The 20,168-nt window shown below is 37.5% G+C and carries 20 protein-coding genes and 1 other annotated feature; of the genes, 4 read left to right on the plus strand and 16 right to left on the minus strand.

The features are described from left to right. Nucleotides 1-53 precede the first annotated feature (53 nt). Nucleotides 54-2,042, minus strand: coding sequence for an ABC1 kinase family protein (locus NYE73_RS22500; protein WP_259950536.1), 1,989 nt, complete (start codon nt 2,040-2,042; stop codon nt 54-56). A gap of 249 nt (nt 2,043-2,291) precedes the next feature. On the opposite strand from NYE73_RS22500, the gene NYE73_RS22505 reads away from it, so the two are divergent. Next, complete coding sequence (locus NYE73_RS22505; RefSeq protein ID WP_259950535.1) at nt 2,292-3,986, plus strand: FAD-dependent oxidoreductase; 1,695 nt, start codon at nt 2,292-2,294, stop codon at nt 3,984-3,986. Nucleotides 3,987-4,024: 38 nt separating this feature from the next. On the opposite strand, the gene NYE73_RS22510 is transcribed toward NYE73_RS22505, so the two are convergent. The 11 genes from NYE73_RS22510 to hmpA form a co-directional block, all read right to left on the minus strand. Next, entirely contained in the window at nt 4,025-4,975 is a 951-nt protein-coding gene (locus tag NYE73_RS22510; protein WP_004231872.1) for a c-type cytochrome, read from the minus strand. 234 nt (nt 4,976-5,209) lie between these two features. Beyond that, a complete protein-coding gene (locus NYE73_RS22515; RefSeq protein ID WP_048394144.1) occupies nt 5,210-5,914 on the minus strand; it encodes a DsbA family oxidoreductase in 705 nt (234 codons plus the stop codon). A 12-nt stretch (nt 5,915-5,926) separates the two neighbouring features. Then, nucleotides 5,927-6,703, minus strand: a complete 777-nt coding sequence (locus tag NYE73_RS22520) for a sulfite exporter TauE/SafE family protein (RefSeq protein WP_259950534.1) — start codon at nt 6,701-6,703, stop codon at nt 5,927-5,929. Nucleotides 6,704-6,783: 80 nt separating this feature from the next. Beyond that, nucleotides 6,784-7,014: a sulfurtransferase TusA family protein gene (locus NYE73_RS22525; protein ID WP_112118009.1), complete on the minus strand. Its 231-nt coding sequence runs from the start codon at nt 7,012-7,014 to the stop codon at nt 6,784-6,786. A 141-nt stretch (nt 7,015-7,155) separates the two neighbouring features. After that, entirely contained in the window at nt 7,156-8,283 is a 1,128-nt protein-coding gene (locus tag NYE73_RS22530; protein WP_048394139.1) for an MBL fold metallo-hydrolase, read from the minus strand. A gap of 79 nt (nt 8,284-8,362) precedes the next feature. Continuing rightward, a complete protein-coding gene (locus NYE73_RS22535; RefSeq protein ID WP_048394137.1) occupies nt 8,363-8,758 on the minus strand; it encodes a DsrE/DsrF/DrsH-like family protein in 396 nt (131 codons plus the stop codon). A gap of 17 nt (nt 8,759-8,775) precedes the next feature. Then, the gene (locus NYE73_RS22540; protein ID WP_175400768.1) at nt 8,776-9,342 is read right to left on the minus strand and encodes a sulfurtransferase TusA family protein; all 567 of its coding nucleotides are present in this window, start codon (nt 9,340-9,342) and stop codon (nt 8,776-8,778) included. 48 nt (nt 9,343-9,390) lie between these two features. After that, nucleotides 9,391-9,687, minus strand: coding sequence for a rhodanese-like domain-containing protein (locus NYE73_RS22545; RefSeq protein WP_048394133.1), 297 nt, complete (start codon nt 9,685-9,687; stop codon nt 9,391-9,393). A gap of 12 nt (nt 9,688-9,699) precedes the next feature. Next, nucleotides 9,700-10,041 (minus strand): rhodanese-like domain-containing protein, encoded by a 342-nt coding sequence (locus NYE73_RS22550; protein WP_066037989.1) that lies wholly within the window; start codon nt 10,039-10,041, stop codon nt 9,700-9,702. A 41-nt stretch (nt 10,042-10,082) separates the two neighbouring features. Next, entirely contained in the window at nt 10,083-10,343 is a 261-nt protein-coding gene (locus NYE73_RS22555; RefSeq protein WP_048394130.1) for a metal-sensitive transcriptional regulator, read from the minus strand. A 220-nt stretch (nt 10,344-10,563) separates the two neighbouring features. Next, a complete protein-coding gene (hmpA, locus tag NYE73_RS22560) occupies nt 10,564-11,730 on the minus strand; it encodes an NO-inducible flavohemoprotein (protein ID WP_054549641.1) in 1,167 nt (388 codons plus the stop codon). 190 nt (nt 11,731-11,920) lie between these two features. Between hmpA and NYE73_RS22565 the strand changes: the two genes are divergently transcribed. Next, nucleotides 11,921-12,358, plus strand: coding sequence for an Rrf2 family transcriptional regulator (locus tag NYE73_RS22565; RefSeq protein WP_048394127.1), 438 nt, complete (start codon nt 11,921-11,923; stop codon nt 12,356-12,358). A gap of 49 nt (nt 12,359-12,407) precedes the next feature. On the opposite strand, the gene NYE73_RS22570 is transcribed toward NYE73_RS22565, so the two are convergent. From NYE73_RS22570 to NYE73_RS22585, 4 genes are all read right to left on the minus strand, one after another. Further along, nucleotides 12,408-13,388, minus strand: a complete 981-nt coding sequence (locus NYE73_RS22570; protein WP_048394125.1) for a GNAT family N-acetyltransferase — start codon at nt 13,386-13,388, stop codon at nt 12,408-12,410. 177 nt (nt 13,389-13,565) lie between these two features. Then, nucleotides 13,566-14,684 (minus strand): DUF4179 domain-containing protein, encoded by a 1,119-nt coding sequence (locus NYE73_RS22575; RefSeq protein WP_115673140.1) that lies wholly within the window; start codon nt 14,682-14,684, stop codon nt 13,566-13,568. Next, complete coding sequence (locus NYE73_RS22580) at nt 14,656-15,246, minus strand: RNA polymerase sigma factor (RefSeq protein WP_048394121.1); 591 nt, start codon at nt 15,244-15,246, stop codon at nt 14,656-14,658. The genes NYE73_RS22575 and NYE73_RS22580 overlap by 29 nt, the downstream gene beginning before the upstream one ends. Before the next feature lie 226 nt (nt 15,247-15,472). Next, on the minus strand, nt 15,473-15,967 hold the full coding sequence (locus NYE73_RS22585) for a DUF1648 domain-containing protein (RefSeq protein ID WP_259419937.1): 495 nt from the start codon (nt 15,965-15,967) through the stop codon (nt 15,473-15,475). A gap of 311 nt (nt 15,968-16,278) precedes the next feature. Here NYE73_RS22585 and NYE73_RS22590 point away from each other — a divergent pair, with 311 nt between their 5' ends. Then, complete coding sequence (locus tag NYE73_RS22590; RefSeq protein WP_259950531.1) at nt 16,279-17,973, plus strand: methyl-accepting chemotaxis protein; 1,695 nt, start codon at nt 16,279-16,281, stop codon at nt 17,971-17,973. Nucleotides 17,974-18,235: 262 nt separating this feature from the next. Continuing rightward, nucleotides 18,236-18,474: a binding site (T-box leader), on the plus strand. A gap of 92 nt (nt 18,475-18,566) precedes the next feature. Next, a complete protein-coding gene (locus NYE73_RS22595) occupies nt 18,567-20,138 on the plus strand; it encodes a 2-isopropylmalate synthase (protein WP_036079516.1) in 1,572 nt (523 codons plus the stop codon). Nucleotides 20,139-20,168: the final 30 nt, after the last annotated feature.

Raw genomic sequence — 20,168 nt, forward strand, 5'->3', positions numbered from 1 at the left:
TTTTTGTAATATTTGAGGGTGCCAAAGAAAAAGGTAGGGAAAAAATTCCCTACCTATTGCTTCATCGACCTTAATGCTTGTATAGATAATCTCACTAACAAAATAGCACATAAAAATAAACCTAAATATGCCGCTGTGTTCAAATAGACCGCATAAGAATCGTGGATAAATTGTGAAATAGCTAAAAGAGCGACAGATATAATACCAAAAGTTATACCCACCAGCAGCAAAACAAATTGAGAAAACAAATGTGTAATAAAACGTGAATTATGTTCATCCGAAAAGACATCATGATGTAAAATGATTTTTCCGCTCTCAACTCGCTGAATGAGCTGATCGACTCTTCTAGGCATTTTACGCAAAGTCGGTATTAGCATAGATAATTCTTCTTGCAGCCGCTCCTTAGTTGCCATCGGTTCTTTAAAAGGCTTAAGGAAAGAGGCACGCATATATGTAGCAGAAAAATCCTTTGCCTCAGTAAAGATATCAAAACGTGGATCTATTACCCGTAATGTGCCATCTAACGTCACTAAGGAACGGAGAGCTAATCCCACTGCTGGATAGAATGCAAGTCCAAAATCTCTTACCACTGTAAATAGCGCGTGAATTAATTCTTCAGTAGGTATACGGTCAACATAGGAAATTTTCAGTAAAATTTGGTCGATTGCCTGCTCCATTCTCCCACGTTCTGCATGATCAGCATTTTCCACTAATAATGTTAAACCATCATATAAAACGCTTGAATCATTTAGTTGAATGCCCATCAAAAATAACTTTAAGCCTTCTTGCTGTGTTGCACCTAAACGTCCTACTGCGCCAAAGTCAAGCAAGACTGGTGTTCCATCTGTTTCATCGATATGGATATTTCCTGGATGTGGGTCTGCATGAAAAATACCAGAGAATAGCATCTGCTCAAAAAATGAGTAGAGTACGGTTCTTGCAAATTGCCTACGATCAATCGACAAACGATTAAATTCAGATGCCCCATCTGCCACACTTTGTCCACGAATATACTCCATCACAATAACATTTTCATTACTGTAAGGCGTAAATATTTTAGGAATTCGAACCTTGTAATCGCTTTTCGCCAGTGCATTCTTCACCTGTAGCGTATTACGTACTTCAATATCTAAATGAATCTCCTCACGTAGCCCCTCTGCAAATCCCCCAGCCAACTCTCGAAAGCCTAATGATTCTGCCCAGGTTGATTTTGTGGATAGCCAATTAGCAAATTCCTCTAAAATTTCAAGGTCATCGCGCATAATTCCCTTTACTTCTGGACGCAATAGCTTGACTACCACCTCTTCATAATTTTTAAGCCTTGCTTTATGCACTTGGCCAATAGAGGCTGCTGCAATGGGTTCCATTTGAAATTGGCTAAATATTTCGTCCATTGATTGCGGAAGAGATCTCTCTAAAATTTGTTTCACTTGCTCCTCTGATAAAGGCCTTACTCGGTGTTGAAGCCTTTCTAATTCATCAATAAAAATAGGTGAAAAAAGCTCTTTTCGTGTGGAAAGTACCTGGCCAAATTTGATGAAAATCCCACCACATTGTTCTAACGTTGCGCGCAAAGCAATTGCAAGTTCTTTTTCATTTTCTCGTTGCCTCGCATATTTAATCGTTTGTACGACACCGTTTGTAACAGCAATTTTTAATACCTGACGCAGGCGTTTCTGCTGTCGCCAATAGCTACGCAATCGCAATAGTAAAGATTTTTGGCCGTGACGGCGATCTCCATTCGTAATGCCACTAGGGTCAAAAAGTTCAAATACCAAATAAAGCAACATCGAAATTAGTAGCATACTACCGATCCAAATCAGTGTGCTTACCTCAGTTACTGTTTGCATCATCGTTTCTGATAAAAAATCTGTGTGGCGTAGATAAGAATACCAGTACACAAATGAGGTTAATGTCACACTAATAACGACTGACAGCACTCTTCGCACAAAATTAATATTCGAGCCAATTAATCGTCCACTCACAATATAAATCAAACCCGATACTATGAGGATTTGGGTTAAAAATTTCAAAAAGATCAACAGTGTCACCCCCTGTGCCATTTCCATTTCCTACTACCGTTAGTATAGCAAATTTGTGCATCAACTTTCTTGAACGAGGAACACCACAGAAAATTTATTAATTTGGCACCTTGATATAATACCCTTTAGGGTATATTATTTATTTGTAGTATTCAAACTACATAATTCTCCTACTTTTAGAAATAAAACCTTTATTTAAGAGACTCTAAATACCCCATTATGTATTTACTATGAAAAGGAGTGTTTACATTGAGTAAAAAATTTTTAATAGTCGGCGGCGTTGCAGGTGGTGCATCCACAGCGGCTCGTCTTCGTCGTCTAGATGAAAAAGCAGAAATTATTATATTTGAAAAGGGGCCGAATGTTTCATTCTCTAATTGTTCTCTCCCCTTCCATTTAAGCGGGATTGTTGAAAATAGCGACAAATTAATTTTAATGACGCCTCAAGGCTTCCAAACAAAATACAATATAGAGGCTCGTGTTCAGCAAGAAGTTGTACGTATTAACAGAGAGCAAAAAACCATCACCATTAAGGATTTAAAAACGAATAGAGATTATGAGGAAAGTTACGATACGTTAATTTTATCCCCAGGAGCAAGTCCTATCGTCCCTGACTTAGAGGGCATTCATTCTAAGCACGTCTTTACCATTAGAAACGTGGCTGATATTGACCGTTTAAATTGGTATCTACAAACAGATAATGTACAGGATATTGCTGTGGTCGGCGGAGGCTTCATTGGTGTAGAGGTAGCAGAAAATTTGAAGCTAGCAGGCTATAATGTATCTCTAGTTGAATTCGGCCAACAAATTATGGCCCCTTTTGATTATGATATGGCTCAGATCTTACACAAGGAAATGACTGATAAAGGGGTTCAAATTATTGTCAATGACGGTCTTGCAAAGGTTACACCAAATAATGTGACGTTGAACTCAGGCAAACAATTGAAAGCCCAAGCAGTAGTATTAGCAATTGGCGTTCGACCTGAAATCCGCTTAGCCAAAGAGGCCGGGCTAACAATTGGTGAACTCGGAGGTATTCAAGTTGATGCAAATTACGTGACGTCTGATCCTTCCATATATGCTGTGGGAGATGCGATTGAAGTATTCCATCAGCTTACCCATAAACAGACGCGCCTTGCTTTAGCCGGTCCCGCTCAACGACAAGCACGTGCAGCAGCTAATCATATGTATAACATCCCTCATCACAACAAAGGAGTCATTGGATCTTCAAGCGTACAAATTTTCGATCTCGTATGCGCGACAACAGGTTTGAACGAAAAAACAGCCCTAGCAAATGGCTTTCAAGCAAAAAGTGTTTATTTGATAGCTCCAGACAAAGTAGGACTAATGCCAAATAGTAATCCACTTCACTTTAAGCTCGTTTATGAAACACCGACGGGTAAAATACTAGGGGCTCAAGCAATAGGTAAAGGTAATGCAGATAAGAGGATTGATGTTATAGCTACCCTCATCACAATGGGCGGTACATTAGAAGATTTAAAGGAGCTAGAGTTATCCTATTCTCCAATGTTTAGCACTGCCCGTGATATTGTTAATTTGGCAGCTCTTGTAGCTCAAAATCTATTACACGGACACTTTAAGCAGGTAAAAGTTGATGAAGTAAGGGAACTCATTGAAAATCAAGCCTTTTTCTTAGACGTTCGTGAAAAAAATGAATTTGAATCCGGTCACCTTATCAATGCACACAATATTCCTCTAAGTGAACTTCGGGAAAGAATGGATGAAATTCCGAAGGATCAAGCAGTGTATGTGCATTGCCGATCTGGTCAACGTAGCTATAATGCTGTTATGGCCCTTCAAAATAGCGGTTTTTCTAACGTCTTTAATGTAAGTGGGTCATTCCTAGGGATTTGCTTATACGAATATTTTACAGATATCACAACGAACAGAGATAAAATAGTAACTGCTTATAATTTTAAATAAGTTAAAGGGATGCCAATTATCAGCATCCCTTTTCTTCGTTAATTTGTAGACAAAACTTTTTCCCAGTCAATCGTACCATTTTTAACTTGTTCACGTTTTTCCTTAGTCATGATGTCATTTGGACGCCCGCCTTTTGGCCAATCTTTTTCATGGTTCGCCCACTCTGGACGATCTTGCGATAAAATAAAGGCAGCTAAATCTGCAGCTTCTTGATCTGTTAATGTTCCCGCTGCACCTATCGGCATATTATTTTGAATATAGCCAGCCATTTTTGACATACGTGCCATACCTGCGCCATCATTAAATGAATTATCTCCCCATAAAGCTGGGCCAGTATTAGCACCAGTTCCTGCGCCATCAGCTGCATGACAGGCTATACAGGACTGTGCATAAAGCTCCTCACCATCTGCAACATTTGGAATCGGCACATTCTTCATATCACTTGTGCCCGCCCATTCACGTTTTGCTCCAATTGGAACACCTTCAGAAATATAAGCGAAATACGCCACCATAGCCTCTAGTTCATCACTATTCATTTCGAATTTTTTACCATTCATACTCCGAACCATACAGCCATTAATCCGTTCTTCTATTGTAACTACACCACCTGAGCGTCCAATATACTGTGGATAATTTGCCATTACACCTACTAATGATGAGGCTTGCTCGTCATAGCCAGCACCGGCATGACAGCTTGTGCAAGATAATTGGTTGCCCACATATTCATCTGCCGCAACATGTGTGTTATTAACAAGTTCATAGCCCGTTAATATTGCTTCTTTCATTGGACCATCTGGTACTTCTTCAATACTTGGCGGAGCATAGACCACTGACTGAGCAGCTGCTGTTGTTGGTATTTGTGTTTGCACTGTCGCTTCTTTCTCACTCACATTCGAATCAACTGTAATTTTGTCACTGACAAACGTCCCAACAAAAATGGCGCCTGCTAACAGTACTGTTCCTGCTACTCCTGCTACTATAGGTTTCATCTATAATACCCCCCTTTGTATTCTCACTTATATTTTAGCAACATAACAATTTATTGGATGTGATTTTTCTCACACTACCATAAAATAGAACCATTCAGATGATAAAAAAGGATAAATTATACATTTTATTTTGTTGTATAACACAGAAAACAAGACTTAATACCTCTTGCAGTATTCATTTATTCGAAAAAAAAGCGTCAAGTACACTTACGCACTCGACACCTTTAAAGTCTTTTATAGTTTACACTGTCCATCAGCACATGCCGATTCTCCATTACCATTTATCATTATCGTTGGCTGAATCCCAGCTATTTCCGCAGCTTGATGCAAAGTTCGCACAAACACTTCATTCGGCTCAGCCCCTTTAATACCATAACGATTTTCAAATACAAAGAACGGTACACTTTGTACGCCAAGTTGCTGTGCTTCATAGCGATCCTTGTCTAGCTCTTCACTAAAATCAGTTGAAGCTAATATTCCCGCTGCAACTTCTCTATCCAAATCTAATTGCGCAATAACTTTTAATAAAAACTCATCTTTGTTCAAATCTTCACCATCTTTAAAATAACCAGCCATTAGTGCTTCCGTATAAGCTGTCGCTTTACCAAATTGCTGCGTCCATTTAGCTAAACGATGAGCCTTTTCTGTATGCGCTGTTTTCATCTTAGCAAAATCATAATGCAAACCAACTTCCGTTGCTCTCGTAGCTATACCCTCGACCATATCTTTCACTTCATCTAGCGTGACATCATACTTTTTAGCCAGCGCCTCATAAAAAGAGGGTGCATTCACTTCCGGGATATCTGGGCCTATTTGAAATGCTTTATATTCTATTTCCACTAATCCTGTATAGCCTGCGATGTCAATCGCCCGTTCCAGTTCTCGTTTGCCAATATAACAAAATGGACATGTAAAATCAGAGAAAACTTCAATTTTCATTACCATACCCCCTTATAATATATCCATCCAAATTTTAATAGCTGTTGCTAATATAAGAACCGCTAAAATAATTTGTAGGAATTTAGTATTTAACTTGCCCCCTATTCTCGCACCCAGAGGAGCAGCTATTAGACTAGCTACAATCAAGATGAGCGCTGGATAATATTCCACTTGCCCAGTCATTAATTTACCAATAGTTCCTCCTACTGAGGAGATAAACGTAATAGCAAGGCTTGACGCAATGGTCATACGAGTAGGGATTCCTAAGACCACAAGCATGATTGGTACTAATAAAAATCCACCAGCTGCTCCTACAATTCCGGAACCGATACCAACAACGAAAGCTAATAGGGCCGACAATGGTTTATTAAATGTAACAGCCTGCATCGGTTTATCATCAATTTGCTTTTTCGGTATGAACATCATCACAGCTGCAATCAATGCAAGGATTCCATAGACCATGTTAATACCAGACTCAGATAAAAATTTTGAACCGAAGCTACCCACAAAGCTTCCCGCTAATATGGCGCTCCCCATATAGATAATGAGTGATTTATTTAAATACCCACCTTTACGATAGACCCAAACACCTGAAAGAGCAGCAAAAAGTACCTGAATCGCACTTATTCCTGACACCTCATGTGCAGAAAAGGCCGCAAATCCTAGTAATGGCGGTATATATAGTAGCATCGGGAAATTAATGATGGCACCGCCAATACCTAACATCCCTGATACAAATGAACCGAGAAAACCAATAAGTAAAATGGTTAAGATCCATGCAATATCCATTTAGTTTTCCTTCTTTCTGGCTGTATTCAACAAAAGGAAAGAAGGGTTGTTCTACTGTAATAGACAACCCTCAATCAGCCCTATGCTTTCTGAATGAAAAATGTAATAACGCCAGCCTCTTCAGATTGATCTAAAATGATATGACCTCCTGCTTTTGCCCAAGCAGGAATATCCGCTAAAGCTCCTTTATCTGTCACCTGAACTTCTAAAACTTCCCCAGACTTTAGGGTATCTATTGCTTTTTTTGTCTTCACAATAGGCATTGGACAAGAAAGGCCTTTTGCATCTAGTTGTAAACTTGATTTCATCATATTCTCCTTCAACTCGGCAAAGGTTGTAAGCGATTTTGCCGGTTCTTCTTGTTTTATATCTTCATGAAGGATGAGCGCCTTCAATTCACGAAATTTAAATAAAATAAGCATACATGCATACTCATTGCACTTTAGCATGTTTTATCGTACTGCACAGCGATTTGGTCCAATTTCCATTTCTGTTTGCTCATCTAACGCAGGTGTGATTTTCCCCATATTCACCTGACGAATTTCCTGATAAGCATTTGGTTGTGGAGGTAATTCATCTGTTACCACACGTCTAAATTCTTCTTCATCTTGAATATTTAATCCATGGTTTTGTACAAATAAATCCCCTAGTCGTCTAGCAACCGTCCCATCTTCATTCAGCTCATCAATAATCATAAAATGTGCTGGTAAGACAATAAGTTCATCAGACAATTCTCGATAACGCTTGTAAAGCGTGTCTCGTAAATCTCCAACCCAGTCATCAGCAAGGCCAGCTAAATCAGGACGTCCGATTGAATCGATAAATAAAATATCTCCTGTTAATAAATATTTGCTGTCAACAACAAATGAAGTAGAGCCTATCGTATGACCAGGAGAATAGATAGCTCCTACATCTATTTTTGATGCACCGATTTGAACAGTCGTTCCATCAACTAATGGTGTATAGTGGAACACAACTTCCTCAGCGTCCTTAGGTGGCAAATAATAGGTTGCGCCTGTCATCTCTGCAATATGGCGCCCACCTGAAATGTGATCAGCATGTAAGTGTGTATCAAAAACATGTTTAATTTGGACATTTTTATGTTCTGCAAAATTTATAAACACATCTGTAAAACGTACAGCATCAATAATAGCTGCTTCACCTTCAGAAAGGACCATATAAGACAGACAGCCCTTTCCTAAGCGAACAAACTGATAAAGCTCACCACCGCCTGTTAAATCACCTACTTTAATTGGCTCTAAATATTCACTCCAGGATTTCATACCTCCAGCTAAATAGGCAACCTCAATACCTGCCTCAGCTAACATTTCAGCAACCATTAAAGACGATCCTTCTTTAGCACAAACGACTAATACATCTTTATCAGTTGGGATATTCGGTAAAATATTATCAATACCATCTAACAGTTCAAAATACGGTATATTTAAGTACTCAAAACGATGTCCATCGATTTTCCAATCTTCGAATGCATCCGCATTACGAACATCTAAAATAAACAACTCTTCATTGTGAATAACCTTTTTAGCTACTTGTGACGCGCTCCATTTTTGAATTGACATCTCTTTTACCCCCATTGGTATTGTTTTTATGTTTTTTATAGCGGAGAGGGGTGCCCTCTCCGCTTTTATAGGTAGGTCACTAGAATGTAAGTGACGGTGCTGCGTCTTTCGCGAATTCTAGGAACGTTACGGCTCCTCCCACTTCAATACCCTCAATGAAATCTTCAGTAGTTAAACCCATAACATCCATCGTCATCTGACAAGCAATAAATTTCACACCTAATTCTTGTGCCATTTCCACTAGTTGAGGAATAGCTGGCACATTTGCTTTTGTAAACCCTTCAGCATAGTGTTCTGCTCCAGCTGGCATTGGTAATGCATGCATACCTTGCTTATGAATTAAATTCAAACCTTCAAATGTAAAGAAGATAGCTACCTCTTTCTCAGAAGCTGCCGCAGCTGTTGCGATATTAAATACCTTATACGCATCAAATAAACCACCGTTACTTGCAATGATTGCTACTTTGTTCGACATAAAAAAATTCCTCCAATTTAAATGTTTTTTGTTAAATCGCCTGACCAGGATGTCATACCTGGTAAGACGTTAAATACTTTCGTAAAACCATGTGAAGCCAGCTTTTGCGCAGCCATGTCACTGCGTTTTCCAGTACGACAAATAACATATATCTCCTGCTCTTTATCAAGCTCAGAAAGTCGTGTCTCCAGTTCGCCCATTGGTATCGATTTTGCTCCCGCAATATGCCCAAAAGCGAATTCCGCTTCCTCACGTACATCTAGAATTAATCCTTTACGACTTGTGATTTGCTCTAAATCAATTGTTTGATCAAACGTCATTTCTTCTATTTGGTCGTTTGTACATTTACGAATATAGTGTTTCAGTACACCATCATCTTCTAAAGTACCAATATACTGATGACCTACAGTTTCAGCCCATGCCGCAATATCAGCTTTAGATCCTTTGTCAGTCGCAGCTACTTCTAAAATTTGACCATCTACTAAATCAGCCATCGCTTTTTTTGTTTTCACAATCGGCATCGGGCAAGAAAGACCCTTGGCATCTAGCTGAAAATCCGCCTTCATACTTTTCATAACCTCCATATACCTATAAGGGTATTATTTTAATCAAAAAAATATAGATTTAACCTATTACTGTACTTTTCCCTCCCAAGCTAACATACCACCAATCATGTTAGTTACATTAAAGCCATTACTTTCTAATAGTTGAGTAGCCCGAGCACTTCGTCCACCTGATCGACAAACCATAATATACGACTCCCTCTTATTTAATTCAGGTAGTCGAAACTCTAATAAACCTAGCGGGATATGAATAATGCCCGGGATGTGGCCAGCCTCTACTTCATCTACCTCTCGCACATCAATAAGATTCAGCTTCCCTCCTTGCTCCATCGTTTGTTGAACTTCTTTTGCTGTAATTTCTTTCACTTTTTTCTCCTCCTAGTATGCACTCATTCCACCACGAACATTAGAAACACGCTCAAAACCTTGCTTTTTAAGTTGCTTACAAGCCTGACTACTTCGCATACCACTCTGACAAATAACTATGATCTCTTTATCCTTCGGAAGGTTTTTAAAGCTCGACCCAAGCGGAACATTTTTAAATTGCGAGATATGCCGACCTTTATACTCAGCAGGCGTGCGTACATCAATAAATATCTTATCCTTATCATTCAGCATATCTTTTAATTGGGCTGTAGAAATTGATTGAACGCCCTTCGCTGGCTTCATTCGCCAAACGAAAAAGGCCGCCACAAGCGCGATAATAATCCATATTTCCATATGACCAGTCCTCCTTTTTATACGATTATGGGTATATCAAGTTATCGACTTTTCACGACCAAGTCCATCGCCTCTTGGATAGCAGCATTCATTTTTTCAGCATTGCCTTCAGCAGTCGATACACAATCTAATAAATTTTCACTTACAATGACACCAATCGTCCGGTCAACAGCAGAACGCACGGCAGATAGCTGTGTAATAACATCTTTACAACTTTGACCTTCTTCCATCATGCGTAAAATACCCCGCATTTGACCTTCCATACGTTTCACACGATTTGCAGTGTTTGAGCCATACGCCATTCTGTTATGCCCCCTTTCAAACGATAGATTGAACTTCCTTACGAGATTTATATTATACCCCTATAGGTATGTTGTCAACATAAAGCTTCTATCTTTTTTAAAATGCTGCAATTGCGAGTTACAATGTTCTCCCTATCGCTTTAACCTCATCTATCTGCTTCCTTATTATTTCAACAAAAAACCCTGCTACGAGTTATTACTCATAGCAGGGAGTTTATTTTTATTTAGCTAATTGCATGGCTGGCCCAAAGAATTCATAGTGAATTTTTTCATCTTTCACGCCAATTTCCTGTAAATTTTTAATAACCGCTTCCATAAAGCCTACAGGGCCACATACATATACATCTGCATTATCAGCAACTTTTTCAGCCAGCAATTCTTTTGTAATAAGCTTGTCTTCATCAGAGTATAAAGCTGTATAGGATGCATTCGGTAAGACGTTTACTTTCTTTTGAATGTCATCACTGAACGCTACAACCTTCTCATTACGAGCACATTGGATAAAGTTCACTTCATTCACTGCATTATCATTTAGAGATTGCAGCATACTGTTTAAAGGTGTTACACCGATACCTCCACTTACAAATGTAATTGGTGCAGCCGTTTCTTCTAACACAAATAATCCGGCTGGAGCACTTACATCTACCAAATCTCCAACTTGTAATTGATCATGAATATAATTTGACACTTTACCATTTGGCGTATGATCACTTTCACGTTTCACCGAAATACGATAGCCATCTTCTGCACTCGCTTGTGAAAGTGTATATTGACGGTTCATTAAATACTCTTCTCCTGGCACTTTCACTCGAATAGAGATGTATTGACCTGGTTCATAAGTTGGTAGTGGTGATCCATCTTCATTTACAAAATAAATAGAAGTTACTAAGTCACTTTCTACAACTTTTTTTGCCACTTTCAATGGTTTAAATAGACGCCAACCACCATTGTTCTCAGTTTTTTGGTATAACTCTTCTTCTACTTGAATGAAAATATCTGCGATAACGCCATAAGCCTCGGCCCATGCACCAATAATGTCATCAGTTGCTGCATCACCAAGTACTTCTTTAATCGCTTTTAATAAGTTTTCACCCACAATTGGGTAATGTTCAGGTAAAATTCCTAAACTACGGTGTTTATGTGCAATAAGCATTACGGCTGGTAAAATTGCTTCTAAGTTTTCAATATGAACTGCTGCAGCGTAAACAGTATTTGCTAATGCTGTTTGCTGACGGCCTTGTTCTTGGTTCGTGTGATTAAAAATATTTAGTAATTCTGGATGAGCTTGAAACATATTTTTGTAAAACGTCTTTGTGATTTCAACACCATGAACTTCTAATACAGGTACTGTCGCTTTAATAATTTGAATTGTTTCTTGTTTTAACATATCGCTTACCATCCTTTCGTGATTACAATATAACGCTTTCATTCTCTTAAAGCAATATATAAAATACATCTTTAACAAAATAGACATAATTAATGTATTTTAAATACATCTTTAAAAATAGGTTGTAGATATTATACTTCAATGTAAAAATGCTATAATTATTTTGAATTATAGAAAGTAGGGTGTTTAGATGCGCTTAACTTTATACACAGACTACTCTTTGCGCACACTTATTTATTTAGGCGCAAAGGAAGATGGTCAATTATCGACTATTCAAGAGATCTCAGATGCTTATAATATATCGAAAAACCATTTAATGAAGGTGACACACCAGCTCGGGTTATTAGGTTACATTGAAACAATCCGTGGACGTGGCGGTGGAATTCGCCTTGCTATCGATCCAAAAACCATTACCATCGGTGAAATTGTTCGTCATACAGAAGAGGATTTTCATCTTGTAGAATGTTTCGACAAAGAAAATAACCTATGTAAAATAGCTCCAGAATGTCAATTAAAGGGTGTACTGTATGAAGCTTTGCAAGCCTATTTGAAAGTATTAGATCAATACACCTTGGACGATTTCCTTCATTCTAAGGAAAAATTAATGGCTCTACTGCTCGGTAAATAAAAATACCCGCTCAACATTTGTTGAACGGGTATTTTTTTTAGAAGTTTGCTTATAATTGCTTTGAAAAGAAAATCATATCCAATGCACGAATACCATTTTCATAAATTGGTTCTGGGTAATGACTGAAGAAGTCCTTTTCAATAGCCTCCATGCGAAAGCCTGCTTTTTGATAAAAAGCGATATTATCAATACTTGAGTTCGCCGTTCCAACTAATACCGTTTGATAACCATCCTTTTGACATTCTTCAGTGAGCTGTCGCAATATCTCTTTGCCTATTCCCTTCCCTTGATACTTTGGTACAATAGCAATATTCTTCAATTCAATTGTAGTATTAGTTTGAGGAATGACTAATGCCACTCCCACCAACAGTTCTCCACAATTAATTTTATATAATGTACCCTTATCTAAATATTTCCGAACTGCCACTTCACTCTCATCAGCTAATAAAAGCTGAGGTAAAAAGGCTTCTCGGTTTCCTTCTACCTTTTCTAGGGATGTTCGATAACGGACATAATCTTCTCGTTCAAAAACATTTAACACACATGGTTGCTTTTCCTTCACTTCTAACCACGAATGCTCCTCAGGATAATCTTTTTCCACCCCTAATCGAACAAAAGGTAGCTTTTCTTGTGCTTTTTGTGAACGGATATTAACCTTTCGGGCTCCTGCAAAAACACGTGATAATCCCAGCTCAAAAAACGCAATATCTAAAATAGCCGTTTTTGCTTCAAGATTATAGCCCTTCCCCCAAAATTGATAGCCAAGCCAAGAGCCGATATGACAGCTCTTTTTATGACGATCGATAAACATTAATGATGTCACACCAATGACTTGCCCCTCCTCATCTAAAATCACACGAGGGACGGTCTTACCTTCTTCTTCATCTATACGTTCACGCTTAATAAAATGAATTGTGTCTTCTACCTTGCCAGCAGGTAAGCCTAGGGCATCTCGAACCTGTGGCATAGAAGACAACGCATGCATAGCCTCAGCATACTTCACATCATGCCTTACTAACGTTACTGCCATCTTCTATTCCCCTTTATTTCTTAGGATTGAAAACTTATTCTTTATATATACTCCATATACTATAGATTATTCAAAAGCCTTGTTTTGCTAGTATAACTGAATATCCATCTACTTTATATAAATATAGAAAAATAAAAATTGAGAAAGTGAGCTTTTACTACACTTTCTCAATTATTTTTATGGTTGAACTGGTATAGTGATCTCTAGTTCAGGTATATATTGAATTTTCGGATAACCGTTTTTATCCAATTGAAACATACCTTTTTCGTTTTCCTTGAAAAGATGGATATAGGGTTTTAAGGTTATTGTTTTTGGAACAGATTCAAAAGGAGTGTACCGAAGATCATCAAGATGAATGTTTCCATTGGTAGCGTTCCAACCGTTTCCTCCAATTAATTCAATTTCACGACCATGCTCATCAATAATAACTATCCCCATTGTTAGTAGTGTTAAATTATCAGTGAACGTTGAATTATCAGTTAAAACCATCCGTGTTGTGATACTTGTTGTAACTGGTGTTAGCTTGACCTTTTCAAGAGTCAAATGAATATTGTCATATTGTCGACTTATATTTGGTGCTAAAGCTACATAGTCTTTCACTTTATTTTTCACAGGAATATCAATTTCAATGGGGTTTTCTATACCTTTGACAAAAGCTTGAATGGTTAAATCAAATTGCTCTGGGAAAGGCTTCCCTCCCTGATTTCTCAGATCTGAAAATTCAATAATGACAGAAGCATTATCTTTACCAGGGTACATAAAACCACTAATAGAATTGGACTCACTCGGAGCAAAAGAATTAATAGGCTCATCATTTATAAACAAATTATAATTACTGATACAATCCATTAAAGCTTCTTTCTGATCTTCTTTATAGGGGCGTTCAATAGCAATTGAAACACGTGTACCGTCATACGCTACTTCCGATACACTTAATGTAAACCCCTCCTGTGTCACACTTACCTGTGGTTTTGTAGAAAGTCCTTTTTCATCAGCCATCTGCAACCCCAAATCACCAGCGAGACGGAAAATTGAGGATAGTACAGGCACTTGTTTAAGCGTTGCAGCCATTGTTGGTGAAATAAATGATGTAATAAATAGTAAGCTAACTAGCATGGCTGTTGCAAAAGCAACTTTATAGTGCCATTTCTTCTGGTGCTTTACTACTTGTGGCTGCTCGTTACGTTCATATTTACTAATTACACGATCAACCAAATCAATTTCTACAGGTGTTTCTCGAATTAGCAGCTCTATTCGTGCCATTTCTTTATCCTTCTGCTTTGAATGAATGCTCATAAAATCCACCTCCTAACTTATTTTCCTTTATTAATTTTTTGCGTAATCGTTCATATTTTTTTCTTATTGTAGCTGGTTTCATATCCATAATTTCAGAAATTTCTTCAAAGCTATATTCTTCAATAGAACGAAGCAGTAAAATCCTTTTTTCATCTACATGTAAGTTTTCCAATAGCCTATGCACCATCTCATCATATTCAGGTATCGGTGCTTGCGTCTGTTTCACCTGTTCTCGCTTCACACTTAGCCAAAATTTATAGCCCCTATTTTTTGCTTTTATGACATCAATACAATGGTGGTGAGCGATTTTATAAAGCCACGCCGATAAGGAAACCGTATAAGAAAATTTATGAATATTCTCTAGTCCTTTAATAAAAATATCTTGCGAAGCATCCTCCGCCTCCTCTTTGGTTCCTAGCATATAGTAACAATAAATATAAATTTGCTTTTGAAAACAACGAATGATTTCTGCATAGTCATGCGTATCCCCTGATTGAACTTGCTCCACGATTGATTGAATATCTATATCAGCTCGCTCTTTTGATGGTTCTCGTGTAGTCAATGTTGTCCCCCCTCTCCAATCTATATAACTGAAATTATTAGAAGTTTGTGACACTAGATAAAAAATCTTAAAAATATTATTGAATGTCATCGAGTTACTTGGAGAAATCTTTTATATCTTCCCTTCTTCGCCTATATAACTGAAATCAACAGCCATTTGTGACACACTATAAAAATTTTTTCACAAAAATAAAACGCTTAAGGGTAACCTAAGCGTTTGAGTCTCACTATTTTATTTTGGAGCTTGTTATAAACCCTTTAATAATTGGGATAAATACTCCTATCAATACAATGGGTAGGAACCACCATCCTAATGAATTTACCTCACCAAGACCAATACGAACCATCTGAATCGATATAAAAGCAAATAAAATGAGACAGATATTTTTTACTTGATTTAGTATTTTTCTGCTATTCAAATAAAATGCTTTTACATTACTTTCATCCAAACGTGACGGATAATTATGCATATGAGGTGCTTTTTCTAGCAGCCACATAACAATCCATAAAAATAAACCGATGAACGGAAGAATGAATAATTCTATTTTTGATCCCCATCGATCCACCTCACCTAATCCATTAAAATGACCAGGTATTTCATCAGGCAACTTGCCCCATGCCAATATAATATAAAAGATGGATAAAATAAATATACTACCACCAATATAGTCCCATATCTTTTCTGATCTTGTTTTAGGTAACTTTAAAATTGGCCTATACATTTTCTCCACCCCTGTTCTTTTCCTTTACTACATCTACGTTATGACTACTATTAAAGTTTCAAAATTTATGAAAATTGACTTAATATTCAACATGCACCATTAATTATCCCTATTATTAGTAGCATTATAGCGATAAAATCTACTTTTTTTATTACTTCATATATAATTTATACCCATTTTCAAACTACTAATTACTGTAGAAATACTCATAATACTTTGTAAAATTCATATAATCTGATATAAATGATATATATACATATTTCATTATTTTGTAACATTTCTACTAATTACTGAGAAAGGATATTTCAACTATGCGATTTACTATCTACAAGAAATTATTACTCGGTTTTTTTATAGTTATTTTGGTACTCGTTACAACAATCGGCTTAAATATAAAACAGCTTGATTCTGTAAATAAGACCTATCGTACATTATTGGAGGAACAAACTACTAAATCTATAAGTATTCAGGAATTACGGGTGATTGCAAAACAGGAAATTGTCAGCATGCGAGGCTACTTACTACTTGGAGACAAACAAAACTTTCAAAGTAATCAAGCCTCACGCGAGGAATTCAAACAAAAATCTGAAGAATTAATGGCTACTTTAGATTCAGAAAAATCAATTAAGATGCTTGAAGCTATTAATAAAAGTGAGCAAAATGTGCAAGAATTTGCAGATCGTATGTTTGAGTTAAAAGCTGCTGGAGAAACAGAGAAGTACGAAAAATTGGATAGTACTCAAGGACGCTTAATTATTAAACAATTCGATGAACGTGTTGAAAACCTTTCTAATTATCAAAATGAATATGTAGAAGGTAAAATGGCTGCTACATCCAATCAAATTCAAGACATCAAGCTCCAAATGATGCTTCTTGGAGTCTTTGCTGTTGTCATAAGTCTGATAATTGCTATGGTTGTTGGTAGTCTAATGTCTCGTCCAATTAACGGTATGGCTAAAGCTGCGAAAAAAATAGCTGAGGGTGACTTAACAGCTGAACAAATTCGTATAAAGAATCGTGATGAAGTAGGTGATCTAGCGCTTGCGTTTAATCAAATGGCTACAAATTTAAAGGATTTAATTACGAATGTGCGCCAAAACACTGTACAAGTAAGTGGCTCTGCTGCTGAGTTAACAGCTAGTGCAGAGCAAACTATACAGGCTACAGAACAAATCACTTCTTCTATTCAAGAGGTTGCTAGTGGCTCAGAGGCTCAAGGGAAAAACGCAACTGAAAGCTCAGAAGCAATGAAAAACATGACAAAGGGTATACAACAATTAGCTTCTACTACTGCGGCTGTTTCTGAACTGGCAATCGAAACAAATTCAGAGGCTAAGAAAGGGAATGATTCTTTACATCGTGTTATCTCTCAGATGACAACAATCAACACGGCTGTTTTAGAGTCAGCAAGTGTTGTTAAAAATCTAGACGGGCATTCCATTGAAATTGGCAATATCATTGGCATTATTACTGATATTGCAGAACAAACAAACTTATTAGCACTTAATGCTGCCATTGAAGCTGCTCGTGCAGGCGATCATGGACGAGGCTTTGCAGTCGTTGCAGATGAAGTGAAAAAGCTAGCAGAGCAATCAAAAAAATCCGCTGAGCAAATCGCTACCTTGATTTCTGAAATACAGCAGGATACAAACCGTGCTGTAACGGTGATGGATACTGGAACTCAAGAGGTTCAAATTGGTATGCAAGTAGTGAAGGTAGCAGAAGAAGGTTTCTCTAAGATTGTTGAGCTGATTGAGCAAGTATCCATGCAAATCCAAGAAGCAACGACAGTGTCAGAGGAGATGTCCTCTAGCGCAGAGCAAATCTATGCTTCCTTTGATGAAATTGCAACTATTGCACAGATGTCCTCATCTAATTTACAAAATGTTGCTTCTGCTTCCGAAGAACAATTAGCTACTATCGAAGAAGTAGCTGCTTCAGCAGCAACACTTTCAAATATGGCAGAAGAACTTCACACGCAAGTCTCTCGTTTTAAGCTAGAATAAAAGACTGCTCGTTTTCTTTAGGTTTATAGAAAACGAGCAGTTTCTTCATACAAAGAAAAATAGCATGATTTTTCTACCTATCGTATGCTAACCCTACTCACCATTTTTTCCTAGTAAATACATTCTTCACCACTTTATTTTACACTTCACCAAATATCAAATTTTTAATAAAATAGACATTACTTAAGACAGAATTTAATAAATTTTTAGAATATTATTGACAGGCAGTTAATATCCAAGTAATATTGCTTTCAACAACACATTGCAGGCCAAGATTGGAAATAGTAAAAGTGATTGTGTACTTGTAGAGAGCCGATGGTTGGTGTAAATCGGTAGGCACACATTTTGAACTCGTCCATGAGCTACTCCCTGAACTTTTTAGTAAGGGATGTCGGTTTCCCCCGTTAACAGGATAGACAGTGATAGCTGTCGATAAGGGGACTTTTTCTATAAAGAGAAGGTCAATTAGAGTGGTACCGCGAGCATAAACTCGTCTCTATTTTTAAATAGAGACGGGTTTTTTTATTTTTTTAATGACTTATTGGCCTAAGTGTAGATTTTAGATACTAATCACTAAAAAGGAGTGTTTGAAAATGGGAAGAAAAATTTGGGTGTTTGATACAACTTTACGTGATGGCGAACAGGTGCCTGGAGCAAAGCTAAATCTTTATGAAAAAGTAGAGATCGCACAGCAGCTGAAAAAATTAGGTGTCGATATTATTGAGGCTGGATTCCCCGCTTCCTCTCAAGGTGATTTTGATGCCGTCAAAGCTGTAGCTGAAAAGGTTGGCAATACAAACGACATTATGATTACAGCATTAGCACGTGCTGTAAAGGCTGACATTGATGCTGTCTATAATGCTGTGAAGTATGCTCAAAACCCGATGATTCACATGGTACTAGGAACCTCTGATATTCATGTGGAGAAAAAATTCAGCAAGTCAAAAGATCAAATTTTACAAATTGGCGTGGATGCTGTGAAATACGCTAAAACATTATTGCCGCAAGTTCAATATTCCACAGAGGATGCCTCTCGTTCTGACTTTGAATATCTTTGGAAAACAATTGAAGCTGTTATGAGAGCTGGCGCAACGATGATTAACGTTCCTGATACGGTTGGCTTTGCAGAGCCAGAGGAATTTGGAGAAATGATTTTTAAATTAAATGACCGTATGAAAAATTTAGATGATAGCGTTCTTTTAAGCGTTCATTGTCACAATGATCTTGGCATGGCAACGGCTAATACGCTAGCTGCAATTAAAAATGGTGCAGATAAGGTAGAGTGTACAATCAATGGTATCGGTGAACGCGCAGGTAATGCTGCATTAGAAGAAGTTGTCATGGCACTTAAAACTCGTAGCTCCGTCTACAATGCAGAAACACGTATTAATACAAAAGAAATTATGAATACTTCACGTCTTGTTTCTAGCTTTATGGGCTTAGATGTACAGGTCAATAAAGCCATTACAGGAGATAATGCATTTGCCCATTCTTCTGGTATTCATCAAGATGGTTTGTTAAAATCGCGTGATGCTTATGAAATCGTCCATCCTGAGGATGTAGGTCTTGATGATATGGAGCTAGTACTAACAGCTCGCTCTGGTCGCCATGCAGTGAAAAATGCTCTTGAAAAATTAGGTTTTACTAATCTTTCAACAGAGGAATTTGAAGGTATTTTCGAAGGATTCTTAAAGCTAGCCGATGCGAAGAAAGAAGTATATGATCACGATTTATATGTTATTGTTGAAAGCTATTATGAAAAACATGATGCCAATAATAAAAATGCTACACATTATAGTGAGCAATTCTTTGATTTTGATGATCTACAAGTCGTCAGCAATACAAGCTTCCCTTCAGCAAGTGTTAAGGTTCGAAAAGGCGGCGAAGTATTTAAAGCTAGTGCAGTAGGCTCTGGTCCAATTGATGCCCTCTATTCAGCCATTGCAGAAATTACAAATATGGATGTAAAACTAGTGGAATATAATATCAATAGTGTTTCACGAGGCAAAGAGGCTTTAGGTAAAGTAAAAATTACGATTGAGCATGAAGGCGAAAAGTATATTGCAAAAGCAGCAGATACAGATATTCTTAAGGCAAGTGCATTAGCCTATATTAATGCGATCAATAGCATTGTAGTGACAAAATTAACACCTGTTATGAATTAAATGAAAATAGCAAAGCAGTATGGCACTTGT

It is taken from the genome of Lysinibacillus sp. FSL K6-0102 (assembly GCF_038003545.1).
GTDB classification, from domain to species: domain Bacteria; phylum Bacillota; class Bacilli; order Bacillales_A; family Planococcaceae; genus Lysinibacillus; species Lysinibacillus capsici.